This window comes from Brevibacterium sp. FME37, from assembly GCF_014897485.1.
Taxonomy (GTDB): Bacteria; Actinomycetota; Actinomycetes; order Actinomycetales; family Brevibacteriaceae; genus Brevibacterium.
The window spans coordinates 194,063-218,512 of sequence record NZ_JABUYE010000003.1 but is presented as its reverse complement, the minus strand read 5'-3'; the positions used below and the strand labels follow the sequence as shown (position 1 = coordinate 218,512).

Annotated in this window: 20 protein-coding genes; 11 read left to right on the top strand and 9 right to left on the bottom strand. The window is 62.6% G+C overall.

Annotated features, from left to right (window positions below):
• The first annotated feature begins 46 nt into the window (after window positions 1-46).
• Complete coding sequence (locus INT29_RS05100) at window positions 47-724, top strand: HAD family hydrolase (protein ID WP_193070922.1); 678 nt, start codon at window positions 47-49, stop codon at window positions 722-724.
• A gap of 221 nt (window positions 725-945) precedes the next feature.
• Window positions 946-2,868: an HNH endonuclease signature motif containing protein gene (locus tag INT29_RS05095; protein WP_101570024.1), complete on the top strand. Its 1,923-nt coding sequence runs from the start codon at window positions 946-948 to the stop codon at window positions 2,866-2,868.
• A gap of 121 nt (window positions 2,869-2,989) precedes the next feature.
• On the opposite strand, the gene INT29_RS05090 is transcribed toward INT29_RS05095, so the two are convergent.
• The gene (locus INT29_RS05090) at window positions 2,990-4,585 is read right to left on the bottom strand and encodes a nucleobase:cation symporter-2 family protein (protein WP_101570025.1); all 1,596 of its coding nucleotides are present in this window, start codon (window positions 4,583-4,585) and stop codon (window positions 2,990-2,992) included.
• A gap of 535 nt (window positions 4,586-5,120) precedes the next feature.
• Between INT29_RS05090 and INT29_RS05085 the strand changes: the two genes are divergently transcribed.
• Window positions 5,121-6,500, top strand: coding sequence for an 8-oxoguanine deaminase (locus INT29_RS05085; RefSeq protein WP_193071099.1), 1,380 nt, complete (start codon window positions 5,121-5,123; stop codon window positions 6,498-6,500).
• A 226-nt stretch (window positions 6,501-6,726) separates the two neighbouring features.
• Here the strand turns inward: INT29_RS05085 and INT29_RS05080 are convergent, their stop codons facing one another.
• Both INT29_RS05080 and INT29_RS05075 read right to left on the bottom strand, forming a co-directional pair.
• Window positions 6,727-8,151, bottom strand: coding sequence for an IS1380 family transposase (locus INT29_RS05080; protein WP_193070921.1), 1,425 nt, complete (start codon window positions 8,149-8,151; stop codon window positions 6,727-6,729).
• A 135-nt stretch (window positions 8,152-8,286) separates the two neighbouring features.
• Window positions 8,287-8,772: a hypothetical protein gene (locus INT29_RS05075; protein ID WP_101570026.1), complete on the bottom strand. Its 486-nt coding sequence runs from the start codon at window positions 8,770-8,772 to the stop codon at window positions 8,287-8,289.
• Between the two features lie 145 nt (window positions 8,773-8,917).
• Here INT29_RS05075 and INT29_RS05070 point away from each other — a divergent pair, with 145 nt between their 5' ends.
• Window positions 8,918-9,376 (top strand): DUF2871 domain-containing protein, encoded by a 459-nt coding sequence (locus INT29_RS05070; RefSeq protein WP_193070920.1) that lies wholly within the window; start codon window positions 8,918-8,920, stop codon window positions 9,374-9,376.
• A 219-nt stretch (window positions 9,377-9,595) separates the two neighbouring features.
• Here the strand turns inward: INT29_RS05070 and INT29_RS05065 are convergent, their stop codons facing one another.
• On the bottom strand, window positions 9,596-10,126 hold the full coding sequence (locus INT29_RS05065; RefSeq protein WP_193070919.1) for a MerR family transcriptional regulator: 531 nt from the start codon (window positions 10,124-10,126) through the stop codon (window positions 9,596-9,598).
• 161 nt (window positions 10,127-10,287) lie between these two features.
• On the opposite strand from INT29_RS05065, the gene INT29_RS05060 reads away from it, so the two are divergent.
• The 5 genes from INT29_RS05060 (at window position 10,288) to INT29_RS05040 (ending at window position 15,304) form a co-directional block, all read left to right on the top strand.
• Window positions 10,288-11,004: a type 1 glutamine amidotransferase gene (locus INT29_RS05060; RefSeq protein ID WP_193070918.1), complete on the top strand. Its 717-nt coding sequence runs from the start codon at window positions 10,288-10,290 to the stop codon at window positions 11,002-11,004.
• Window positions 11,005-11,145: 141 nt separating this feature from the next.
• Window positions 11,146-12,927, top strand: a complete 1,782-nt coding sequence (locus INT29_RS05055) for an alanine/glycine:cation symporter family protein (protein WP_226841669.1) — start codon at window positions 11,146-11,148, stop codon at window positions 12,925-12,927.
• Window positions 12,928-13,221: 294 nt separating this feature from the next.
• Entirely contained in the window at window positions 13,222-13,836 is a 615-nt protein-coding gene (locus tag INT29_RS05050) for a DUF6230 family protein (protein ID WP_101570029.1), read from the top strand.
• Window positions 13,836-14,504: a DUF6114 domain-containing protein gene (locus tag INT29_RS05045; protein ID WP_226841668.1), complete on the top strand. Its 669-nt coding sequence runs from the start codon at window positions 13,836-13,838 to the stop codon at window positions 14,502-14,504. The genes INT29_RS05050 and INT29_RS05045 overlap by 1 nt, the downstream gene beginning before the upstream one ends.
• Window positions 14,501-15,304: a hypothetical protein gene (locus INT29_RS05040; RefSeq protein ID WP_193070917.1), complete on the top strand. Its 804-nt coding sequence runs from the start codon at window positions 14,501-14,503 to the stop codon at window positions 15,302-15,304. The genes INT29_RS05045 and INT29_RS05040 overlap by 4 nt, the downstream gene beginning before the upstream one ends.
• A gap of 146 nt (window positions 15,305-15,450) precedes the next feature.
• Here INT29_RS05040 and INT29_RS05035 read toward each other — a convergent pair whose 3' ends face one another.
• From INT29_RS05035 to INT29_RS05015, 5 genes are all read right to left on the bottom strand, one after another.
• Window positions 15,451-16,983 (bottom strand): AbgT family transporter, encoded by a 1,533-nt coding sequence (locus tag INT29_RS05035; protein ID WP_193070916.1) that lies wholly within the window; start codon window positions 16,981-16,983, stop codon window positions 15,451-15,453.
• A gap of 204 nt (window positions 16,984-17,187) precedes the next feature.
• Entirely contained in the window at window positions 17,188-17,979 is a 792-nt protein-coding gene (locus INT29_RS05030) for a creatininase family protein (RefSeq protein WP_193070915.1), read from the bottom strand.
• Window positions 17,976-18,698: a FadR/GntR family transcriptional regulator gene (locus INT29_RS05025; protein WP_101570033.1), complete on the bottom strand. Its 723-nt coding sequence runs from the start codon at window positions 18,696-18,698 to the stop codon at window positions 17,976-17,978. Before INT29_RS05025 ends, INT29_RS05030 begins: the two co-directional genes overlap by 4 nt.
• A 164-nt stretch (window positions 18,699-18,862) precedes the next feature.
• Entirely contained in the window at window positions 18,863-19,903 is a 1,041-nt protein-coding gene (locus INT29_RS05020; protein WP_193070914.1) for an alpha/beta hydrolase family esterase, read from the bottom strand.
• 122 nt (window positions 19,904-20,025) lie between these two features.
• On the bottom strand, window positions 20,026-20,679 hold the full coding sequence (locus tag INT29_RS05015) for a GntR family transcriptional regulator (RefSeq protein ID WP_101570204.1): 654 nt from the start codon (window positions 20,677-20,679) through the stop codon (window positions 20,026-20,028).
• Window positions 20,680-20,782: 103 nt separating this feature from the next.
• On the opposite strand from INT29_RS05015, the gene INT29_RS05010 reads away from it, so the two are divergent.
• The gene (locus INT29_RS05010; protein WP_101570035.1) at window positions 20,783-21,799 is read left to right on the top strand and encodes a 1-aminocyclopropane-1-carboxylate deaminase; all 1,017 of its coding nucleotides are present in this window, start codon (window positions 20,783-20,785) and stop codon (window positions 21,797-21,799) included.
• Between the two features lie 57 nt (window positions 21,800-21,856).
• Window positions 21,857-24,352, top strand: coding sequence for a transketolase-like TK C-terminal-containing protein (locus INT29_RS05005; RefSeq protein WP_226830799.1), 2,496 nt, complete (start codon window positions 21,857-21,859; stop codon window positions 24,350-24,352).
• The last annotated feature ends 98 nt before the right edge of the window (window positions 24,353-24,450 follow it).

The window sequence follows — 24,450 nt, the reverse complement described above, 5'->3', positions numbered from 1 at the left end:
CGAGGGCGGTGGCAGCTGGGTCAGTGCCGAATGGCAGAATCGGAGTATGAATCTGAGCCCGAAGTATGCCGCTGTGTTGTTCGACTGCGACGGAGTGCTCGTCGACTCTGAGCGCCTCACGAACACGGTTCTGTGGGAAATGCTCAATGAAATGGGGTGGCAGATCTCGCGGGAGGAGTGCATTTCCCGGTTCGTCGGGAAGATGCTCCGCGATGAGGCCGACGTCATCGAGGAACATTCCGGAGTCCGCATCGACGCGCAGTGGCTCAGCGAGTTCCGTGAGCGTCGCAATGACGCTCTCGAGGCTTCATTGGAAGCAATTCCGGGAGTCGCCGAGGCGGTTCGTGCCCTTGACGCCGCCTACCCCGGCCGGCTCGCGGTTGCATCGAGCGCTGACCGTCCCAAGATCAACCTGCAGCTGCAGAAGATTGGACTTTTCGGCGTCTTCGACGGCCGGATCTTCTCCGGTATGGAGCTGCCGCAGTCGAAGCCGGCTCCGGATGTGTATCTGGCGGCCGCCGATGCTCTCGGCGTCGATCCTGCCGAGACAGCAGTGATTGAGGATTCACCGACCGGTGTGAAAGCGGGAGTGGCGGCGGGCGCACACGTGCTCGGGTTCTGCCCTGACTCACCAGTCCACCAACGGCCCGAAGTGCTCGAAGACGTGGGAGTCCATGAGATCTTCACCGAGATGCAGCAGCTGCCGGGGTTGCTCCTGCGCTGATATTGCTGGATCTGGACGGAGTTCGCCGGGCCTGCTGGGAGGTGCGCCCGGATAGGTTGCTCAGTGAAAGTCGCTCAGACATCCAGGTCAATAAAGCGATGTGATCGAATCATTCTCGAACTAAACCACTGTTTGTGATCATATTGTGATGTTAACCACCGATGACTGCGACTAGAATTGAGGTAGGCACACACAGCGACGTGAAGATCAGGTGACCACCCGTGAAGCTTCCTTCCGATTCCGACAGAACCGAATCCGAACCTGCACGTGACTTCGTTGGAAATCCTCGTCGCCTCCGCATCGATGCGGATTCTCCTTTCGCCGATGCCGCTCAGATATTTGCCGCAAGCGACCAGGCGCAGCTGTCGGCACTGGATGTCTCTGCCGAACTGTTCTTCAACGAAACCGTAGAGAATCTGCGCCTCTACAACCCTCGGCCCGGCCAGCCATATGCACACGCGACGATCGCCGAGACCGTCCGCAGGTTCCAACATGACCGTCGTTCGTCCAAAGTTTCGAAGGCCAAGAATCGGAAGAAGCAACTTCCGTCCTTTCCTCGCTTCAGGCTGGACCAGACCTTCTACGGCTGGGTGCACGACCTTTCCCAAGCTGAAGACATCGCGGAGTTCACTACAGTTTTGGGCACGACGACCGCACGAGCATTTGCGCAGATAACTTCAGCGATGATTCTCCTGCACGGACTGCCCAAATTCTTTGCGCGCTGCCTCGCCGGTGACTTCACCATCGAGCACGTCCACGCCACTGCTCATGCCTGCCGGGACGTGAAGTTCGAGAATCTTCCTCTCATCGATGACTACCTTGCGCAGCGTCGCCCCGACATCACCATTGAAACCTTCAAGAAATCCTTGGGCATGAAGATCGCCGTCCTCGAGCCCCTCGAAGAGCGTATGGAAGAGGCGAGCAAGCGTCGCCGAGTCTCCATCACGACCACTGCCGATGGGACCGCGTTCCTCACCTTGGCTGGACCGGCTCCCGAACTCCAGGCGTGCTATCTGCGGATAGCAGCTTTCGCACGAGCGATACGCTCCGGGAATATCGCAGCATTCAGCGACCAATTTGAGCCGGGCACCGCGATTGACGATGACCGGGGAATTGATGCGCTGATGTTCGACATCCTCACTCGAACCGTTCCCCAGCTCAGCATTCAAGTCACCTCGACCGATACGACGACGGGGGAGACGTCGACACGCGACATTCCCCTTGATCTGTCTGCTGAGCAGCCTCCGACTCCGGCGTCCGTCGTCAATGCCGTGAATAAGAGTGTCACCGGGGCTTCTGCTGACAACGCCAGCGGTTGCGAATCAGACAGCAGAGGTGGCGCAGACGCTGGTGAAGCTGCGAGAGGAGCGGAAGTCGTTCTCACGATGCCTACTCACGAGCAGTGGCTGGACTCGCAGGCAAAGATGATCACGACGGTCCCTTTCCTCACCCTCGCAGGCTCTGCCGAACTCCCCGGAACGTTCTCTGATGGTTCTCCGATTCCAGCGGATACCGCGCGACGCGTCGCCCAACACGCGAAGTCCTGGACTCGGATTCTCACAGACCCGGCCAGCGGTACACCGGTCGACGCCAAGGCTACGACCTACCAAATACCCGCAAATGTTCGCCAGACTCTGATTGCGAAATGGCAGTCATGCACGATTCCCGGTTGCACGCGCAGAGCGGAGACCACTGAGATCGACCACATCGTCCCCTTCGACCACGATCATCCGGCCGCCGGTGGACTTACTCGATTCGGTAATCTCCACCCGCTGTGCAAGCTGCACCATCAGGCGAAGACAGATCGTAAGTACTCGGTACGGATGAATAGATCGGGTTTCGTGCAGTACGTCTTCCGACACGGCATGAGCGCCGAAGTTGCGGCCGGAGACCATCCGATCAATGCCGCTCACGCGAAGATATTCGCTGAGTTGCAGCAGCCCGTCACCACGTCTGATCCACCGAAACCGGAAAGCCGGCCCGCAGGCGAGCCGTGGCACGGGGAGAAGCGAACGTCTCAGGAATGTCCAGGGCCGGCGGCTGCCAATGGGCAAGCCGGATGGGTGAAGAACAGCCCGATGCTCAGCGATCACGCGAGCGAAGACGAGTGGATTTGGGATTCCGGTGGCCCGCCGCCCTTCTGAGCCTCAGGTTCCAGCAGAAAGCCGCCAGTGCTGGGTGCGTATGCACCACCACCGGCGGCTATGACTGAGCTGCGGGACGACGAGTCTATGGAGCTGGGTCGTCCGTTCAGTTGGACAGGTGTCAGTCTTCGGTCTCTCTGATCACTCGGCGCACGTCATCTTGAGTCTGCGCCTCGCCCTTGTTGATCGCCTCCACAACCTTCTCGTGCTGATGGTCGGTGACGACAGGAATCTCCTCACCGTTGCAGTCGACGATCTTTCCGTCCTTTACGGTGTCGCCCTCCGCGAGAAGAGCCTCGCGGTTGATGAGTCGTTCGAGTTCGTCCTTGCGGATTGCTCGGCCGGTGCCTGCGACGAACACCGAACGATCCGTGCGGTCCTTGTTCTTCACACCGATGTGGTTGAACACCAGATTGAGCAGCACAGCCATCAGAGTGGCCGAGGAGATGCCGGACTGGAGGATGATGCCGACCCAGGATGGGAACGAGCTGTAGAACTCGGGCTCGACGACCGGGATGATGCCGAACGCCAGGGCGACGGCGACGAGGATCATGTTGAGGTTGCCCTCGTATTCGACCTTGGACAAGGTGCGGATGCCCGAGGCTGCCACGGTGCCGAAGAGGACGATGCCAGCGCCGCCGAGTACCGGAGAAGGAACCGCGGCGACGACTCCGCCCATGACCGGGAGCAGGCCGAGGACGACGAGGATGGCACCGCCGGCAGTGACGACGAAGCGGGACTTCACCCCGGTGATCGCCACAAGTCCGACGTTCTGAGCAAAGGCTGACTGGGTGAAGGAGTTGAAGATCGGTGACACTGCCGAGGACAGCATGTCTGCGCGCAGGCCCGAGGCGATGCGCTTGGAGTCGACCTTGGTCTTCACGACCTCGCCGACAGCGATGATGTCAGCGGTGGTCTCTGCAAAGGTCACGATGATGACGATGAACATCGAGACGATGGCGGCCGCTGAGAATGTCGGCATACCGAAGGCGAAGGGCTCCGGGAATGCGAAGATTCCGCGATCGAGGACCTGGGAGAAGTCGGCCCAGCCGAAGATCGCGCAGACGACCGTCCCGACGACGATGGCCAAGAGGATCGAGAGTCGAGAAACCATCGCCACGGGAATTCGGCTGAGCACGAGGACGATCGCGAGTGTGCCGACGGCGATGAGGATGTTGCGGCCACTGCCGTAATCGGGGGCCTCGGCGTTTCCGCCCATTGCCCAACCGGCGGCCACCGGCATGAGGGACAAGCCGATCGTCGTGATGACGGTGCCTGTGACGACAGGTGGGAAGAACTTCACAATGAGCGCGAAACCTGGTGCGACGATGAGGCCGATCACCGAGGCGACAAGGACTGCACCGAAGACCTCCGGCAGTCCGTCACCTCCAGCGAGGATCGACGTCATTGTGGCGACTCCGGCGAAGGACACTCCCTGGACGAGAGGCAGCTGTGAGCCGAAGAAGGGAACGCCGAATGACTGCAGAATGGTGGCCAAGCCGCCGACGAACAGGCAGGAGGCGATGAGTACGCTGATCCCGCCGCCATCGAGGCCGGCTGCTTTGCCGATAATGAGGGGGACGGCGATGATGCCGCCGTACATGGTCAGTACGTGCTGTAGACCGTAGGCGAATGAGGTGCCGACCGGAAGTCTCTCATCCTCCGGACGAGTCGATTCCGTTCGCGTGTTCTTAGGAGCCTGCTGAGATGCCGACATCTATCTCTCCGTTGAGTTCCTCCCTGAGTGACAGCCTCGGGCCCGTTGCCGCGATGGGCGATTCGGGTGGTCGACTGAACGTGAGGGATCGGTTTCACTACTTCCGAGATGTGAAAGTATATTTCCTTATCGCAAAATGCTAGGTGAATGGTCAGTGGATGGCAACTTCATTTGGTGACCTGCCACACATGCTAGAGTTCAGTCTTGCCGGTGGCGCCACGGGGGACAAATAAGTGCCCCCTGAGGTGCATTACCCGAAGGTAAGCGGTATAGCGCGGTATTGCTGCGAGTGCGGAAAGCACTCGCATCCTGCGACCCGCACCATCACACCGGACGGCGGAGCAGCAGACGCCGAGAAACCTGAGCTGGCGGCGATTCGCCCCCAGTCGTGTCGCCGCACAACGGTCGAACTGATGATTTGACCGATTCAGCACTGAAAGGCGGCACCATGAACACGGGAATCGAAACTCCAGCAGCCAACACCCCAACTCCAGCAGCTCGCACCCGGGCAGCCAATACCTCGGCAGGCTCCACAATGTGGCTGCGCAATCCTATGGCCGTCCACCTCGGCCGTGGTATCGATCCGGCTCAGGCCTCGGGCGGAATCGTCGTGGACACGACGTCCGGAACGATTGTCGAGCTTGTTCCCGCAGGTGGTGAGCCCAGTGGGGGAGCACAGTCCGTCGCCGAGGTGGTCGATGCGAGTGCGCACGTGATCACTCCGGGACTCATCAACACCCATCATCACTTCTACCAGACCTTGACTCGGGCCTGGGCTCCCGTGGCGGATTTGCCGCTCTTCGGCTGGCTGACCAATCTCTACCCGGTGTGGGCCCGTCTGACACCGAAGGCCCTCGAGCTGGCCACCACGGTGGCCATGGCGGAACTGCTTGAATCGGGATGCACGACGGCCGCCGACCACCACTACCTGTTCCCGACCGGCATGGATGAGGCGATCGACATTCAGGTCGACGTGACCAGAATGCTCGGCATGCGCGCCATGCTCACCCGCGGATCGATGTCCCTGGGAGAGAAGGACGGCGGACTGCCGCCGCAGCAGACCGTGCAGGATGCGGACGTGATCCTCGCCGATTCCCGCCGCCTCGTCGAGGCCTATCACGAACGCGGCGCCGGGGCGCAGATCCAGATCGGCTTCGCCCCATGCTCGCCCTTCTCCGTGACCACCGAACTCATGCGCGATAGCGCGATCCTTGCCGAGGAGCTCGACGTCCGGCTTCATACTCACTTGGCGGAGACCCTCGACGAGGAGGAGTTCTGCCGGGAACGATTCGGACTGCGCACCGTCGACTACCTCGAGTCGGTGGGTTGGCTCACCGATCGATCCTGGCTGGCCCACGGTGTGCACTTCGACAGTGATGAGATCACCCGCCTCGGCGAGGCCGGTGCCTCCGTGGCACATTGCCCGACCTCGAACATGCGACTGGCCTCGGGAATCGCTCGGGCCGTTGAACTCGAGGATGCGGGCGTCAACGTGGGCCTCGGGGTCGACGGTTCGGCGTCGAACGATGCCTCGAATCTTATTCGTGAGGTCCGCCAGGCCCTGTACATTCAGCGTCTGCGCTACGGCTCGGAAGACGTCACCTGCGCTCGCGTCCTCGACTGGGCCACCCGTGGATCCGCTGCGGCGCTGGGCCGTGATGACATCGGTCGCATCGAGGTCGGCAAGCAAGCGGATCTGGCGATGTTCCGCCTCGACGGACTGGCCTTCTCCGGCTCACACGACCCGATTCCTGCGCTCGTTCTCTGTGGGGCGGAGAAGGCGGATCGGGTCATGGTCGCCGGCCACTGGCGCGTCCTCGACGGCAATGCCATCGGCAGCAACGGTGTACAGCTGGACAAGGAAGCACTCATCGCAGCCCACCAGGAAGAGGCCCGGAAGCTCCTGGCAGGCTGAGCTGCAGTCCCCGAGCTGAGTCCAGCCCTACCTGAGTCCAACCCAGCCGTACCTAAGCCTTGATCCACCGATCGGCCTGGACGCAGTGTTGTGAATCCGGTTCTCGCAAAATGTCGAAAAATGGGCAGGGGACATCGCCCGGGTCTCTCACCAGTCTGATTCCACTTTTCAGTTCCTGCGGGCTTCCTCCCTGGCCCCAGTCTTCACGCCCGGTTGGGCTGATCGGTCATGTCAACGCAGTCCGGGGAGGAGGCAACGCGGCCTGCCACAATCGGGCGAATTCCTCGGCCCACGGCCAGTCTCTGGGCAGATTCAGGATCAATCTCCTCGCTCGGCGGGCAATCCGGGCAGGGACGAGGATGATGCGCGTCCTCAGTGTTTGTGCACGAGCCTTGCTCATTCGGCCACCCATGACTCCTGCAGCTGCCCGCAGTAGGTTATGAGTCATCGCCGCGATCGTCACCCATGCGGCGTTGGCATCGAAGATCCCTGAGGGCATATGGGCCAGTGCACCGTTTTTCAATTCCGCATTGATCTGCTCGATAATCGCATGCTTCCGGTGGATCTGGTCCGCCAGAACAGTGTCGAAGCGATCCTTGTCGAGGGTGGTGAAGAAGGCGTGGTATCGGTACAAGTCGAACAACGGATCCTGCCCGGCAGTGCGCTTCTTCTCATTGAGCTCGGGGACTCGTCGCACGATCAACCGGCCCGGCACCTGCAGAGCCTTCTTCTTCGACGTGAACGCGGTAAAGGCGACTTCAGCGACTTCGGCGTTTGAGATCCAGGCCCCAGCTTCTTCGTCGAAGATCGCTTCCGGGTACTGGATGCCGGTCCACGCATCATCGTCGATGGTGGTGATCGCGGCTTTGACCTTCTTGTCCATGCGCACCGTCACCGACACCTCGGCCCCGGCATCGCGGGCGGCTTTGGTCATCGTCGACGAGTAGTAGGCGGAATCAGCACGCACCAGAACCGGGACCTGACCGGAATTGATGCGCCGAGCGGTGGCCAGGGCGTCAGAGACGAACTTGTCGGCACCCCGAGCTGATGAGGTGGAGCCTTTCCGGAGACGTTGACCGACGATGACCTGCCCGGAGGCGCTTGTCGATGCAGTCGCCAAGAGCGCGTTGAGCCCCCGACTGCCTTGATACCCGAACCCGGCTCCTTGTTTCCTTGCGGAATGGACGTCGATGACGGTGTCGTCGATGTCAACGAAGATCATCGACGACTGTGGTGTTGTCGCACTGGTGGTCAGCAGGCGCGTGTGCTGGTCCAAGTTGATCAGGAGACGGGTACTGATGGCATCGAGCTGTCTGACGTGGCCGAAGGTGAACGAGCGCAGAAACGATCCCAGAGTCGATGGGGCGTAAACACGGTCGAAGAGTCTGTTCATGCCGCCGTGGCGCAGGATGTTCATGTCATCGATCGAGTCGGCACCGGCGGCCATGCCCGCGATCAGGGTAGACAGTTTCGCGCCCGGGTTCGCGCCCTTATCGGCTCCGGTCGTCATCACGGTCAGACGCTGCTCGGTGAGGTCGAGCAGGCCCGCCTGGTGGGCCAGGGCCATGATCGGGACCAGGCCGGTAGGACTGACGAGGTTCGTGTCGTCGAAGGAGTAGGCCACAGTTGCGGGTGTGTGATTGAATAGCACCTGAGAGGTGCCCCTTTCTTGAACGGGAATGTTGACGTTAGACATCATCATTTTCCCAGTTCAGGAGGGGCATTTCCATTTCACACGCGGCTTTGAGCAGCCACCCGCATCGGTGGATCAAGGCTAAGCCCAGGCTCAGTTCTCGGGTTTCCGGAATACTTCGCGCATGTGATCGCTGGTGAGGAAGTCGCCGACGCCGATCATGATGAGGCTGAAGACGATCTGCTCGGTGATCATCCACACGGGATAGAGGCCGGGAATGGCGGCCATGACCAGGGTGATCACCGGGAAGATCTGGGCAAACAGGCGCAGCCGCTGGTAGCCCCAGTAGAAGCCCTTTGTTGAGCGCCAGAAGAAGTAGAACAGTGTCGCGGTCATGCCGAGGACGACGACGGTGCGCATCCAGACCGCGAACGGCACAGGTTCGCCGGCGCGAGCGATGATGATGGCGAAGACGACGGCACCGAACCCGAGGACCAACTCGAAGATGAGCAGCCCCGTGATCCACGCGAACGCGCGCTTCGTCTTCGGGTGAGTAAGACCTTCGGCCGGAACGATGAGCCCGGCCTTGCTGCCACCCGCGATACGGTCGATCTTTGCGAACACATTTTCGAAGGCCATGACTTCAGGCTAGCCTCCGAACACGCTGGTTCTCCGCGAATCAAGGGATTTTGACCGTGTGAGGACGAACATCAATCAAAAGTTGGGAATAGAGTTCAATCCTCTGGGTCAGGATACTGGGGCCGAATCTTGATGAAGTATAAGCATGAAGAAAATATTCAACGCGGCATTCGCATACATGATCATCGGTGTCCTCGCCGGCCTGTTCTACCGTGAGTTCACCAAAGCCAACGACTTCCCTGAAGGAGACTTCACCCAACTGAGCGTGGTTCACACGCACCTGCTGACGCTCGGCTTCATCGTCCTGCTCATCGTCCTCGTCCTCGACAAGGTCTTCGCACTCTCGGGCACGAAGATGTTCTCCTGGTTCTTCTGGACCTACAACGCAGGCATCATCCTCACTGTCGGCATGATGGTTTGGCATGGATCGCTGACTGTCCTCGGCCAGGAATCCAACGCCATGATCGCGGGCATCGCCGGACTCGGCCACATCGCGCTCTCCGTGGGCATGGTCCTTCTGTTCCTGTCACTGCGGAAGGCGATCGTCACCGGTTCCAATAAGGTCACCGGAACCGATCCGGTCGCACCGTCGATCACCAACTGATCACGACCACCAAATGATCGTCACCTACTGATCACGACCAGCAGCAGGCCAAGCCCGATCAACTGATCACCGCCGCCGAGGTGGCTCAGGGGCCCGCACCGAACGACGTCATCGTTCGGTGCGGGCCCCTGTTCGACACTCAGCGATTCGTCGAAGGCGCGCGACTCATCGTCGCTCTACGATTCATCGACAGCCTGCGGCTCGGCGAGGGCGCGCGATTCAGCTCGTGATCGGCTGCTGAAGTTCGACCACCCAGCCGGAGCGGTCTGAGTCGCTGTTGCTGGAGTCGGCACTGTCGTCGCCGACTTCCAAGTAGACCTCTCGGCACGGACCGATGAGAGAGTATCCCTGAGTAACGCACCACTCCGAGAGGTGCTGCCAGCTCGCGCCGATCCGACTCATCGACCCTTCGTGAACGAGTGTGCCCGCAGTGCACGACGGCAGCTCGGTGACGCGGAGGTCATCAGCGTGGAATTCAACGGCGTGTAGCGAGGCGCTGTTCTGACCGTCGGACGCGGTCGCACGGTAGCCGCACGCGACTTCGGTTCCTGCCTCGGCGACTTTCCTGAGCGGGATGCCCAGAGAATTCAGCGCCATGATTCGGTTCAATCGGGTCAGCTGAGCCACCGAATAACTGCGATGGCCGCTGAAGTGGTCGACCTCGTACGGCTGCAGCAGGCCAAGTGTCTCGTAGTGCCGGAGCATCCGGACGGAGACCTGGCCGAGCCGGGCGAATTCACCGATCTTCATGAGTTGCCCTCCGCATCACTCAGATTCTTGAGCTGTTCGTGTCGTCATTGCCATTGACTCACCTGCCACAGTGTCAGATTCAACCCTCTGTCAGACACAACCCCGTGTCAGGTTCAAGACTATGTCGACGTTCGTGTTCGACATCAGTGACAATGGTCGGCATGAGCGATATGAGGATCCTGGTCATCGAACATGAGGCCGGCGCGGGACCGAAGAGATTCGGCGAATGGCTGACCGAGGCCGGCGCCGAGGTGGTTGTCCTTCGCCCCTACCTCGGCGATGAGATTCCTACCGCTCTGGACGGCTATGCCGCTCTTCTCGTTCTCGGTGGGTCTGCCGGGCCACTCGAGGACACGGTCAATCCATGGCTGCCCGAGGTCAGGGACCTGTTGCGGCGATCGGCGGCCGGGGAGTTCCCGAGCTTCAACATCTGCCTCGGCGGTGAGCTCTTGGCCGCTGCCACCTCGGCGAAGATCATCCGCCGTGAGCACCCGCAGATCGGGATCTACGACCTGCACACCACCTCGGCGGGAGAAGCAGATCCCGTGTTCTCCGCCATCGCGGGGGAGACGATTCCGGCGGTCCTCTTCCACCAGGAGGAGATGGAGCTGCCCGGCGGTGCCGAACTCCTGCTGACGGGATCCGACGCACCGATCCAGGGCTACCGCGTCGGCGAATTCGCGTGGGGCACCCAGTTCCATCCCGAGTCCGACGCCGCGCAGGTTCAGCTGTGGCTGAGTTCGGATCCCCTCCAACTGCCTGCGGGCAAAACCAATGAGTCCATCACGGCCGAAGTCGCCGAGGCGGACTCCGATCTGATCAGGATCAACCGGGCACTCGCGCACAGCTTCGTCGACTTCCTGCGCGGACGCGAGTGAATTCTGGAAGAGCCCCGGTGACCTCAGGGTTTGTTGAAAGCTGAATGTCAGCTGACAGCCGGTGGCGTTCTTGCTAGGTTGATCTCAGGCGCCGGTCCCGGACCGATCCTCCGGACGAATCGCAACCAAGCGCCCGTGAAGATGAAACCTATAATTGAAAATTTTGGCCAGATCCACGACATTGCCGTCGTGGATTCCACTCCGATCAGTGCAGACCGGATGACCACCGTTTCCCAATCCGTTGACGTATCAGCAGGCGGAGACGTCATAGCAAGCACGGGCATCACAGCAGACACAGGCATTACAGCAGGTACAGACGTCACAGCGGCAGGCGTCGACCAGGCGATCGAGTCGTTCTTCGGTCCGATCGCTCAGACCTTCAGCGAGATCGTCTTCTTCGAACTCAACATCGGCGGACTGGGCATCCCGCTCATCGTCGTCTGGCTCATGGCAGCAGCCGTCTTCCTCACCATCTATCTGAGATTCCAGCCGGTCACAGGACTGAAGTACTCAGTCGGAATCATCCGCGGACGCTTCACCCGCAAGACCGACCCCGGGCAGGTCTCGAGCTTCCAAGCGCTCGCCACCGAACTCTCCGGCACGGTGGGACTGGGTAATATCGCCGGTGTCGCGGTCGCCATCACGATCGGCGGGCCCGGTGCTGCCCTGTGGATCATCATGTTCGGCTTCTTTGCCATGACGGTGAAGATGGCCGAGGCTACTTTGGGCGTGAAGTATCGCAAGGTCCATGCTGATGGGACAGTCTCCGGCGGGCCCATGTATTACCTGCGTGACGGGCTGGCTGAAATCGGGCGCCCGAAGTTGGGTAAGTTCCTCGCAGTCTTCTACGCAGTCACCACAGTCATCGGCGTGATCGGTGCAGGCAATCTGTTCCAGGCCAATCAGGCGGCCTCGATCCTCGTCAAGGCCTCCGGTGGTGAGGGCAGCTTCCTCGATGGGAAATCCTGGCTCATCGGTGTTGTGTTCGCAGCGCTGACCGCGTTGGTCATCCTCGGCGGAATCAAGAAGATCGGGCAATGGACGTCGAAGCTGACTCCGCTGATGGCGATCCTCTACTTCTTCAGCGTCCTCGTCATCCTCGCCGTGAACGTCGGAGAGATTCCGCACGCCTTTGCCCTCATGTTCACCGGCGCCTTCAGCCCCGACGGGGTGACTGGCGGAATCATCGGCGTTGCGATCGTCGGGATCCAGCGTGCCCTGTTCTCCAATGCCGCAGGCGTCGGCTCGGCCGGTATGGCCCATGCCGCGTCGAAGACGACGAAGCCAGCGACCGAGGGGTTCGTAGCGATGTGGGAACCTCTCATCGACTCCGTCATCATCTGCACCCTGACCTCACTGGCAATCATTACCACAGGCCTTTACGGATCGACGACCGAAGACGGAATCGGTTTGACGTCGGAGGCCTTCGCGACCGTCGCCGGTTGGTTCCCGCTGCTGCTGACGGTCTGCGTCGTCCTCTTCGCATTCTCGACGATCCTCGCCTACGGCTACTACGGTCAGCAGGCCCTGGGATACCTGACCGGGAACTCGAAGAAGGCAGACAAGGCCTATCAGATCTTCTGGATCCTGGCCGTCATCATCGGCGCGTCCATGTCGCTGGATTCGGTCATCGCGTTCTCCGATGCGATCTTCTTCCTCATGGCATTCCCCAACCTTCTGGGACTCTACTTCCTGTCGAGGATCTTGCGGCTGGAGATCCTGCGCCTGCGCAAGCGCATCGATGTCGGAGTGATGCGGGAGATCACGCCCGCCGAACTGCAGGTGGGCATGGGTGACCATGAGCCGACCGCCGAGCAGATCAAAGCCGCCGAGGCGGGCCGTCGTCGCAAGCGGGACAAGTTGCGTGAGGTGCGGGATTCCCTCCGAGCAAAAAAATTGGAGCGTACGAAGAGGAGCGGCTGACCCGTCGCTGAACCGATGGCCGCAATAGGTGTGAGCGCGTCGCAGATCCCGGTGACCCGGGAAACTTCCCTGGTGAGAACATTTGCAGTAGTTTTCGGTCCGCGAACTGGCGGGAAAAGGTTGTGGGGATTTATCCTGGGAGACAAGACCTCTTGGTGTGCATCGGCTGAAAAGAGAGTCGTCTCGAAGTGTTGACTCGAAGTCCAGGACCGATATACTCGTCGGTAACACCTGCTAGTAACTTACGTCACAATAGCGGCTCCGACATAGCAGTCGGTGTCGACAGGAGGATCAATGAAGTTCCCGAAGTTCAACAGTCTTCGCAAGATCGGCTCGTCCCACACAGGACGGATCGCCCTTGTCGGAATACCTGCCGGCATCGTCTCCGCAGCCCTGCTGGGAGGAGTCGCACAGGGTGCCGTACCGGTTTCATTCGCCATCTCGGGCACCCAGTTCAAGATTTCGTCCTCGCAGCTTGAGGGAACTGGGTTCTCCCAGTACAGCGGCACCGCAAAGGACGCCGAGGGCGTTGAGCACTCGGTCGTGACCGCCAACATGAAGGACGCCACGCTCAAAGACCTCTGCCAGTCGGCCGTCACGAAGACACCGATGGGCAAGGTGGGCGTCCTCATCAGTGCAGGCGGCGGCAAGGAGCCAGCATCTGCGAAGAACCTGCAGATCGGCATGACAGGACTTAGGGGCGACGCTGAGTTCAAGAACATTCGGATCGGCGTCGACGCATCAGACGTCAACACCAAGGAAAAGGGCTCCAAGGGTGACTTCGCTCAGGACTCCGACACGGTGTCGATCAAGGACCTGAAGCAGGACTCGTGGAGCACCACGGCATCGGTCTTCACCCTCAAGGACATGAAGTTGAAGCTCACCGACGGAACCGAGACGTGCTTCTGATGAAAGAAGCGGGTACAAGCGCCCAGCAGCTCAGTGAACAGGAGGCAGGTGTGCAGAAGACCAATGAACAGCGGACCAGCCTGCTCGCCTTGTCCCGGCGAAGTCGTCGCGTCGCTGAGCAGGAAACAGGTACTGAACAGGACACGATCGAGATGGAACGCTCCGAACAGGAGAACGACGGTTCGGCTCGGGAGGGGTCCCAGGAGGACGCCGGTTTTCGGCATTGGTGTCGGCAGCGGCCGTTCATCAGTGGACTGCTGGTCGTGGTCGGTGGAGTTGAGCTCTTCTTCTCCGGCCAGCTTGATCTGGGGAATCTGCAGATTCAGTTCGGAATCGAGGGTCTGCAGGCCACAGTCATTCCGATCGTGCTCGTTGTGCTGGGCGCCCTTGCGATCTTCAAGCCGACGCATCACGTGTTCTACGGAATCATTGCGCTCGTTCTTGCGGTCTACTCGCTGATCGGGGTGAACCTCGGTGGGTTCATCGTCGGCATGCTGCTGGCGAGCATCGGTTCGGTTCTCGTGGTCGCCTGGATGGGTCCACGTGAGCCAAAGGCCAAGAAAGCCAAGAAGCTGAAGAAGTCCCGTAAAGCGGAACTGGACGCCGAGGCGCCAGCGGCTGAGCGGAGGGGAAGCCAGGATTCCGTCGGCGAAGAGGGAGATTTATGAAGGTGCCCAATCGCCGCACGGCGTCACTCGTTGCGGTACTCGCTCTGAGTGTCGCTTCGACGCTCAGTGCGACGGCGGCGGCCACGGCCGACCCCGCCGCCCCGCTGTGCAACTCACAGACCGGGTGTGAAAGTCCTGACGCATCCGGACCCGGAGAGAGTTCGAAGCCGAAGGTTCCGAGCTCGCCTGGTGCCCCGACGACATCACCGACGGACCCATCAACTCCGGGACCCAGCGAGTCGCCTGCTCCGAAAGATGAGCCGACGGATCCAGCGACACCTGATCCCACCGAATCTGGAATTCCGACCAAGGAACCGACCGAAGAGCCGAGTGAAGAGCCGAGTGAGCCTGTCAAGGCGCAGAAAGATGACGACGCACCGATCTTCACGAAGACTCCGGCGGCAATGGGTTCTGAGTCGCTGTCGTTCAAGGGACTCAGCGGAATCGCCATCGTGAAAGTTCCTACGGCTGATGGAGGGTCCACCCGTGCGCTGAAGATCTCGGCGGATGAGATCAAGATCGAAGGGTTCTCGCTCACGGTCAGCCCTCCCGAGCAGGCTGGAGAGGGCGGACTGGTGACCAAGGCCGACACGATGACGCTCAAGGGAGACGTTGAGGTGTACATCGGGTCGATCACCGCGACGACGAAGGATGGTTCCTCGTTGACGATCGGCACCGACACGCCGCCGCCACTGGATGACGTGGAGCCCGGGTTGCTTCGAGTCACGATGGGGCTGGTCGGCTCCACTGCGGATTCTATTGAGTACACGAACACCGACCAGGCGATCGTCGAACCCTGACCCGCCTCGGGCTGCGTTCGTACGCTGCCCATCGTTCAGGCCCCGTCTCCCACCACGTCACAGTGCTGGGAGACGGGGCCTGACTTGGCTCCTGGCTGCGAGGACCTGGCGAACAGAACCGGGTGATCCTCGTCGGTCTCGACCGATCACCGAACCGGTGCATCGGGGCCCAGCGGGATGCCCAGGCCCCACCAGAGGAAGAAGAGCAGGCTCCACATGATCGTCATGCACACCGCAAGCGGCAGGGTGTGGGAGGCGAGTGTGCCGATGCCGGCGGACTTCTGATAACGCTGCATGAAGCCAAGTGCAAGGATGAAGTAGGGGCTCATCGGGGTGATCGCAGTCGAGCCCGAATCGGCGATGCGGAAGATCGCCTGCGAGGTCTCGGGCGGAACCTCGAGGAGCATGAGCATCGGCACGATGACCGGGGCCATGATCGCCCACATCGCAGATCCGGAGGTAATGAGGACATTGACGACCGAGAGAACGAGCAGGACGAGGACGAAGACCACCCAGGTGGGCAGGCCGAGTCCCATAAACAGCTCCGAGGTCGACACCGAGACGAGCATGCCGATGTTCGTCCACTCGAAGTATTCGAGAAACTGGGCGATCGCGAAGAAGAGAACGAGGACTGGTGCCATAGACGCGATGCCCTGGCTCATGAGCTTGGGGACATCGGCGAACTTCTCGACCGTGCCCTCACGGAAGCCGTAGACGATTCCGCCGACGCCGAAGAGCATGGCGATGATGAAGGCGATGCCGGTGAGGAACGGGGACTCGCCGATAGGGCCGTCCCCGCGCAGCGGCGCATTGTCCGGCACGATGAGGACGACGATGAAGATGACCATCGCGAGCACGGCGACCATCGCGAGCTTGAGAGCCGAACGTTCCTTGTCGCTGATGATGAGGTCCTCGTGCTCGGCGTCTTCATCGGCGTCGAGGTTCTGCCGCTTCGTGAGCACAAGTTCGGTGACGATGGTGATCACGATGGCCAGAAGGATGGAGCTGGCGATGTTGAAATACCAGTTGCCGATCGGAGTCACGATGTAGTCGGGATCGATGATGTTCGCCGCCGCCGAGGTGATTCCCGCGAAGATCGCGTCATTCGGCGTCGGGATGGGGCTGGCGTCGTAGCCCGATGCGATCGAGGTGTAGGCGACGATGACGCCGAGGACGGGGGACCGCCCGACCGCCTTGAACACCATGCCGCCGAGCGGGACGAGGATGACATAGGCCGCAGCCGAGGCGACGTGTGAGACCGTTCCCATGAAGGCGACGGTGAAGACGACGAGAGACGCCGGGACTCGGGCGATCGAGACCTTCATGGCCGTCGACAGCAGCCCGGTGCGCTCGGCCAGTGCCACACCCATGATGACGACCATGATCGTGATCAGCGGAGGGAACGACTGGTAGGCATCGAGCGAGGTGCTCACGGCCATCGCGATCCCGTCGCCGCTGAGCAGGTTGTTCACCGGGGTCCATTCCCCGCTGCCGGGATCGTTCACCCCGACTCCCATGACAGAGAGGACGAGGCTGAGGACGGCGAGGATCCCTGCGAGGATCCAGAACAGCCAGAACGGATGCGGCAGTCTGTTGCCGACGTTCTCGATGACATTGAGGAACCGGATGACTGCCGGGAGTCGTTCCTGAGTGGGTTTGTCGGTGGTGGTCGTTTCCATGTCTTACTCCTGAAATCCAGGTGAGTGAAGGAGTGACAAGGCACGACTCGGCGATGCCCGTGAACTCCATCGGTCAAAGTGGTGGGAAGGAAGGCTGGCGGTAGGTGATGGTCTGGTGCGTGGTGGCCCTGCAGCGGCTGGCTCGCGCTCGGCTGCGAGCGGGGGAGGGGGAGTCCTGCAGGTCGGCTCAGGCGGTGGTTGCTGTCATAGGCGCAGCATCTCCCGGGCGTAGGCGGTGAGCTTGCCGGTGATCTCGCCGAGGATGTCCCGCCCGGCCTCGGCAGTTGCGGTACGGGGATCCCCGAGGACCCCGTTTTCGGCGTACTGGTCGAAGGTGACCGCGCTCGATGGCGACCTGGTCCGGCTCAGTCGTGCCCGGGGGCCGAGCTCATCGAGCGTCGTGGCCCCGGGCGTCAGTCGCGGAGAGTCGACGAGGCGGTCATCGATGGCGAGGATCTGCGCGGTCTCTGACTCCCCGCAATGGCCGCTGACCTCGGTGCGCGGCAGAGCGGAGGTCGTCTCCGTCGCTAGGGCACTGACGGGCGAGTAGGCGAAGACCAGGTCCGGATGGGAGTCGAGAAGCGCCTGCTGGGCCACGCCGAGTGCTGCCAGGTTGCCGCCGTGGCCGGTGATGACGAGGATCTTGGCGAATCCCGAATCGGCGAGTCTGCCGGCGACCGTGGTGACGATGTCGATGAAGGTCCGAGGGTCGAGGCTGATCGTGCCAGGGAGGAACTTATGGTGCGGAGACACTCCGTAGTCGATGCTCGGGAGGACGAAGGCTCTTCCTGCCAGCTCTTCGGCCACCGTGAGAGCCACATGGTCGGCGCGGATACTGTCCGTGCTCAGCGGCAGCCCATCGCCGTGCTGTTCGCAGGCTCCCACCGGGAGGATGAGAAGGCTGCCGCTGTCCTTGGCAAGTTCGACCTCGAGCGAGGTCAGCTCCCCGTAGGAGTGGATCGCCGGTCGGATCTCGCCTGGCGTTGGTCGTGTCATCCCTCGGCTCCGTTCTGTGGGGCGGCCAGCGGTGAGGTGCCCTCGGAGCCTTCGTCGTTCGTCCAGTCTGCGAGGACGACGGTCTTGATCGCCTCGAGGTGCTTGCGGGTCCGATGTGCGGCTTCGAATCCATCCCCGCGTTTGATCGCGTCGAGGATGTCCGCGTGCTCATCGTGATCGCGCAGTCGGTCATAGGTGGTCCGGGCCGCCTGCTGAGTCCGCGAGTGGATCGCGAGCAGGGAGACGAGCATCTCGTGCAGGGCACGGTTTCCCGAGGCTCTGGCGAGTTCGACGTGGAAGTGTCCGGCCGGCACCGCTGTCTCGACCTGCAGAGCATTGTCGAGTGCAGACTCCATCGAGGCGACAGCCTCGACGTCTTGGACCTGAGCCGCCAGATCGGCGATGCCCGGCTCGATGGCGATGCGGGCATCGAGGAGCTCGATCGCCGCAGCAAGGTCGACGGGCACATAGTGCGGGTTGTCGAGGATGCGGCGGTTGATCGCTTCCCGCACATAGGTTCCCGAGCCGTGCATGAGCTCGACCGAGCCCGTGGCTTCGAGCCGGCGCAGCGCCTCGCGGACGGTGGGGACGGTGACCTCGAAGCGTTCGGCGAGGACCTTCGCCGAGGGCAGCGACTGGCCGGGCTGAAGATTCTCGGTTCGAATCGTGTGAACGATTTCGCGAGTGAGACGTTCGACGAGTCCGATAGTTGATGTCATGCCACTCTCCTTCAAGTGTTTAAGTCATCAAATCACTTTGATATGTGTGTGTCAACGGTCACGTGCCGATCCGCTGCCGGCGGGCGCGACTGCGCCGGCTCGACGCGCCTGCGCCGCTTCAGTGCGCCTGCGCTGGCTCGGCGCGCCCGCGTCGGCCGGGGCCCTCAGCGGCTCGTCGGTCCGGGGTGTTTCTTGAAGAACTCCCACAGGGTGTCGGTCGCCGAGAAGCTCTTCGTCACGTACCCGCCGCCGCTGTAGACCACTTCACCAGGCCAGACGTGCCCGCCGTCGGTGACGGAATAGAGCTCGACATCGCCCGTGCGCGAGCCTTTCGCGTCCTGCTTCGACGTGCCGGACGAACACTTCTTCCAGCTCGTGCGCAGGACGTGCTCGCCCTTCTTGCCGATGTCGCGCTCTGTCTTCACCGTGCAGTTCGAGGCCTCGACCCAGGGTTCGATCCATTCGCGCACGCCCGGATAGGTCTCGCCCTGACGCTCGCCTCCGTCGTAGTCCATCGTCGCGTCGCCGGTGCCGTGGATGGCGAGCATCGGCGTCGGCTCCGTGTAGTCGCAGCCCTGCGTCGACTGCGGATAATAGGCTCCGGCGACGATGCCGAAGGCCGAGAATCGCTCGCGCAGATTGCAGGCCAGCACCGAGACGAAGCCGCCGCCGTTGGACTTGCCGGTGGCATAGACACGGCTGAGATCGATGCAGTGCTCGTCCTCGATCGAATCGAGCAGATCGGAGACGAATCGGACGTCGTCGGCACCGCTGGCATAGGGGGCGCCCTGCCACGATCTCTTGCCGTCCTTGAGCGCCCCATCGGGGAAGATGGTGATCGCAGGCAGTGCGGGCAGGCCCGTGTAGTTCTGGAACTCGGCGCCATCGGAGCCGTTTCCGTGGAACCCGATCACCAGCGGCAGGGGCGTCGATGCCTCGTAGTCCCGAGGAATGTTGATTCGAAAGGTCCGCTCCTGACCCGCCGAGGTGATCGTCCGTTCGTCATTGCCCGGAGTCTGCTCGGTGCCGCAGCCCGCGGAGGGAATGGGCTTGACCGTCGCAGAGGTGTCGGCTGCCTCACTCGGGTTCGAGGCCTGGGCTGGTCCCAAGGCCGGGCCCAAAGCAAGAAGGCTTGAGGTGAGTACCGCGGCGGAGCTTGCCGCGAGGATGGTGGTCAGGGTGCATTTCGTTCTCGATTGCATCATGAGTCCTTTGATCGTCGGTGATCGTGGACAGGACTCTAGCACATGTCATTAGATGACTATATGACTCACGCGATTCCAGGCTGCCCGGATGTCGAGTGTCGTTACGTGGCGAACGGGATCGCTCAGGGAGCGGTCTGCCCGGTGAGGACGGACCAGTTCTCCCTGGTCAGCTCCACGGCTCGGCTCTGGTCGCCGCGGCGGATCGCGGCGATGATCTCGGTGTGCTGCTCGGGGGAGGCGGAGCCCTTCACGGAGTCGAAATGCAGATACTCCGCGCGGCGCAGGGTGGCCGTGACGACCTCGAGGTGATCGGGGATGAGCGGATTCTCGCTGCGTGCGAGGGCCACCTCGTGGAAGTCGTCATCGGCGGTGATGGCCGCGTCGATGTCGCCCTTGGCGAGAGCCGTGCGCAGCCGTTCATTCGCCTCGGCCATCTCTGCGAGGTCCGCCTCGGTGAGGGCGGCGAAAGCGAGTGTCATCGCCAGGGCATGAAGCTCGGCCGCGATCTGGCGCGCGTTGATGATGGCTTCGGGATTCTCCGGTGCGACCCGGGTCATCCTTCCCGGCTGGGCGACGACGAGTCCGGCTTGGGCCAGGCGCTGAAGGGCCTCGCGCACGGGTGTGCGGGAGACCTGCAGCCAGGCGCCGAGCTCTTGGTCACGCAGCTGCTCACCGGGCGCGAGCTGTCCGCGTACGATGGCATCGCGGATCGAGCGGTAGACGTCATCGCGCAGCAGGGTGCGATGCGGCGCGGGCGAATTCTCTGGAATAGGCACGCGCCCATTGTAGTCGAAGCCGAAATGCAATATATTGCATATTGCAGGGTGCGAACCAGATCACACTCTGCGGCAGGTCACCCCACCACACGAAGAGGACGTCATGGCCATCACTGATTTCGAACGCTATCCGCTCACATTCGGGCCGAGCCCGGTCCACACGCTCGACCGACTCGGCGACCACCTCGGCGGGGCCAGGGTCTGGGCCAAGCGTGAAGACGTCAACTCGGGGCTCGCCTTCGGCGGCAATAAGACCCGCAAGCTCGAATACATCGTTCCCGACATTCTCGCCTCCGGGGCCGACACCCTCGTGTCGATCGGCGGCTACCAGTCCAACCACACCCGGCAGGTCGCGGCGGTCGCCGCCCACCTCGGGCTGGGGGCCCGACTCGTGCAGGAACGCTGGGTCGATTGGGACGATCCGGTCAATGACAAGGTCGGCAACATCGAGCTCTCCCGGATCATGGGCGCCGACGTCCATCTGGATTCGGCCGGTTTCGACATCGGCATCCGCTCGAGCTGGGAGCACGCGATCGCCGAGGTCGAGGCCGCAGGCGGCAAGCCCTACCCGATCCCGGCGGGTGCCTCCGAGCACAAGTTCGGCGCCCTCGGGTTCGTCAACTGGGCCTACGAGGTCGCCGAACAGGAGAAGGAACTGGGCGTCTTCTTCGACACCATCATCGTCTGCACCGTCACCGGGTCGACCCACGCGGGAATGATCGCCGGATTCGCGGCCCTCGAAGCCGCCGGGGGACGCCCACGCCAGGTGATCGGCATCGACGCCTCCGCGACCTTGGAGAAGACCCACGACCAGGTGAAGCGAATCGCGAACAACGCGGCACAGCTCATCGGTCTCGGCCGTGAGATCACCGATGCTGATGTCGACATCCGCTCGGGTTGGGAAGGTCCCGCCTACGGCATCCCCGATGAGTCCACCGTCAACGCCATTCGAACCACCGCGCAGCTTGAAGGCGTCATCCTCGACCCTGTCTACGAGGGCAAGTCGATGGCGGGTCTGATCGATCTCGTCGGAGAGGGTACGGTCGGCAAGGATTCGACGGTGCTCTACGCCCACCTCGGCGGTCAGCTGGCGCTCAACGCCTACAGCTCGATCTTCTGACCGCGCTTCGATCTTCTGACCGCGCCGTCAACCACCCCGCCCGCCAACGAAGGATCAATGACGATGAACACGCCGGCCGCCCAGCACTCAAGTGACCTCGACCCGGACCGCGCCCCGGACCCGGATCACGTCCAGGACCGGGACCATATCCAGGTCCCGGACGAAGAACTCCACCAGTTCGAAACGTCCCTGCAGGTCAGTCCGCCCGGGACGAATGACCGTCCGCTGCGGGCGTCGGTCTCGGGGGAGGACACGGTGCTCGACGAGATCGCGCAGCGGGTGCTGTGGCTGGCGACATCGATCATCGACCGGGCCAATCGGGGGCGGGTCAACAGCGACGGCGTCAAGGTCGGCGGGCATCAGTCGTCCTCGGCGTCGATGACCGGCATCATGACCGCGCTGTGGTTCACCCAGCTGAGCTCGATCGATCGGGTCTCGGTCAAGCCGCACGCCTCGCCGGTCCTCCACGCGATCAACTACCTCCTCGGCGATCTCGAGGAGAGGCACCTTGACTCGCTGCGATCGCGCGGGGGTCTGCAGCCCTATCCGTCGCGGACGAAGGACCCCGACACGGTCGATTTCTCGACCGGGTCCGTGGGAATCGGCGCGACCGCACCGATCTGGGCGGCGCTGTCCCACCGCTATGTCTCCGATCGGTTCCCGGAGACCCCGAGCGCGGGTCGCTTCTACTCGCTGCTCGGGGATGCGGAGATGGACGAGGGCGCGGTGTGGGAGGCGATCATCGATCCCGAGGTGCGCACGCTGGGCGAAATCGTGTGGATCGTCGACCTCAACCGGCAGTCCCTCGACCGTGTCATCCCCGACGTGCAGATCAAACGGCTGCAGGGCATGTTCGCCGCAGCCGGCTGGCAGGTCCTCACCTGCCCCTGGGGGCGCAGACTCGAGGCCGTGTTCGCCGGGCCCGGCGGTCAGGCGCTCAAGGACCGCCTGGTGTCGATGCCCAACCCTGAATACCAGCGGCTCCTGCGCGCCCATCCGACGGAGGTCCATGATCGGCTGCTCGCCGGCCTCGCCGAGGCGGCCGCTTCGTCCCTGAGGGCCGTGATCGACCGTTTCGACGCCGATTCCCTCGCCTCCCTCATCCGTGACCTGGGAGGACACGATCTGGGTCAGCTCGTCGAGACCTTCGAGGCCATCGATGACGCACGGCCCACCGTCGTCTTCGCCTACACGATCAAGGGCAAGGGGCTGGCCACGGAGGGCCACCCCGGCAACCATGCCGCGCAGCTGACCGAGGCGCAGATGCGCGACCTCGCGACCGCCTCGGGGATGGATCTCGACAATCCCTGGGTCACCTTCGACCCGGACACCTCGGCCGGACGGCTGTGCGCGAAGACCGCTGCTTCACTGGAGCGGGAGGGCCACCAAACCCATGCCGTCGCCGAGGTGCCTGCAGAGTTGGGCTTCACCCCGCGGCCCGTGATCTCGACCCAGGCCGCGCTCGGTCGTTTCCTCTCCGACCTCAAACACGTCGCTCCCGAGGTTGCCCGCCGGGTCGTGACCGTCTCACCCGATGTGGCCACGTCGACCAACCTCGGCGGGTGGATCAACAAGACGGGGATCTGGTCACCGGCCGGGCGCGAGGACTGGTTCTCCGACGATCGGGAACGGGTCCTCAAATGGCAAGAAGGCTCGCGCGGACAGCACATCGAAATGGGCATCGCCGAGGTCAACCTCGTGTCCCTGGCCGGGGAGCTGGGCTCGACAGGATCCCGCTGGGGACAGCCGCTGCTGCCGATCGCGACGATCTACGATCCATTCATCAACCGCGCGCTCGAGCCGTGGACGTTCAGCCTCTACGCGGGCGGGCGCTCGATCATGGTCGGCACGCCCTCTGGGGTGAGCCTGGCGCCGGAGGGCGGGGCACACCAATCGTTCAACACCCCCTCGGTGACCCTCGAGATTCCTGGCCTGACCAGCTGGGAGCCGGCGTTCGCGCAGGATCTCGAGTGGACGCTGCTCGAAGCGCTGCGCGAACTCGCCGATCCCGAAGGTGACTCCGCCTACTTCCGGCTCACCACACGACCGGTGAGTCAGGACTTGGCCGCCGTGCCCGGGGACCCCCTGCTGCGGCAGCGCAGACGCGAACAGGTCATCGCCGGCGGTTACCGCCTCAGCGCGCATCCGGCCAGCCAGGACCAGGTGACGTTGGTGGGTGCTGGGGCGATCATGACCGAGGTGATCGAGGCCGCAGCCAGGCTCGAATCGCTGGGGGTGCGGGCAGGTATCGTGTGCTTGACTTCGCCATCGAAGCTCTTCCGTGCTGTCCAGGAGCGCTCACGCGTGAACTCGACGCCGCGCTCGGCGATCGCCGACGAACTCTTCCCGGCCGCGCATCCGGCACCGCTGGTGACCGTCCTCGATGGACACCCGCACACGCTGGCCTTCCTCGCCGGTGTGCGCGGGGATCGCACCCGCAACCTCGGTGTCACCGAATTCGGTCAGGCCTCCTCTGTCAGCGAGGCCTACGAGATCCACGGGATCGACACGGCCTCGATCGCCTCACATGCCTTGGATCTGCTTGGCGTGTGAGGCGCTTCTGCGGTGTTCGGGGACAAGGTGGGGGCGCCGATGTCCGACGCCTCTGTCATTGCCCACCGATCATCGCTAGACTCACAGGCGACTGCTTC

Bases quoted from the DNA above. Each gene is read 5' to 3' on its own strand.
- INT29_RS05100 (WP_193070922.1), top strand. From the start codon at position 47: ATGAATCTGAGCCCGAAGTATGCCGCTGTGTTGTTCGACTGCGACGGA.
- INT29_RS05090 (WP_101570025.1), bottom strand. From the start codon at position 4,585: ATGTCGGCATCTCAGCAGGCTCCTAAGAACACGCGAACGGAATCGACT.
- INT29_RS05085 (WP_193071099.1), top strand. From the start codon at position 5,121: ATGTGGCTGCGCAATCCTATGGCCGTCCACCTCGGCCGTGGTATCGAT.
- INT29_RS05075 (WP_101570026.1), bottom strand. From the start codon at position 8,772: ATGGCCTTCGAAAATGTGTTCGCAAAGATCGACCGTATCGCGGGTGGC.
- INT29_RS05070 (WP_193070920.1), top strand. From the start codon at position 8,918: ATGAAGAAAATATTCAACGCGGCATTCGCATACATGATCATCGGTGTC.
- INT29_RS05065 (WP_193070919.1), bottom strand. From the start codon at position 10,126: ATGAAGATCGGTGAATTCGCCCGGCTCGGCCAGGTCTCCGTCCGGATG.
- INT29_RS05060 (WP_193070918.1), top strand. From the start codon at position 10,288: ATGAGCGATATGAGGATCCTGGTCATCGAACATGAGGCCGGCGCGGGA.
- INT29_RS05055 (WP_226841669.1), top strand. From the start codon at position 11,146: ATGAAACCTATAATTGAAAATTTTGGCCAGATCCACGACATTGCCGTC.
- INT29_RS05050 (WP_101570029.1), top strand. From the start codon at position 13,222: ATGAAGTTCCCGAAGTTCAACAGTCTTCGCAAGATCGGCTCGTCCCAC.
- INT29_RS05045 (WP_226841668.1), top strand. From the start codon at position 13,836: ATGAAAGAAGCGGGTACAAGCGCCCAGCAGCTCAGTGAACAGGAGGCA.
- INT29_RS05040 (WP_193070917.1), top strand. From the start codon at position 14,501: ATGAAGGTGCCCAATCGCCGCACGGCGTCACTCGTTGCGGTACTCGCT.
- INT29_RS05035 (WP_193070916.1), bottom strand. From the start codon at position 16,983: ATGGAAACGACCACCACCGACAAACCCACTCAGGAACGACTCCCGGCA.
- INT29_RS05030 (WP_193070915.1), bottom strand. From the start codon at position 17,979: ATGACACGACCAACGCCAGGCGAGATCCGACCGGCGATCCACTCCTAC.
- INT29_RS05025 (WP_101570033.1), bottom strand. From the start codon at position 18,698: ATGACATCAACTATCGGACTCGTCGAACGTCTCACTCGCGAAATCGTT.
- INT29_RS05020 (WP_193070914.1), bottom strand. From the start codon at position 19,903: ATGATGCAATCGAGAACGAAATGCACCCTGACCACCATCCTCGCGGCA.
- INT29_RS05010 (WP_101570035.1), top strand. From the start codon at position 20,783: ATGGCCATCACTGATTTCGAACGCTATCCGCTCACATTCGGGCCGAGC.
- INT29_RS05005 (WP_226830799.1), top strand. From the start codon at position 21,857: ATGACGATGAACACGCCGGCCGCCCAGCACTCAAGTGACCTCGACCCG.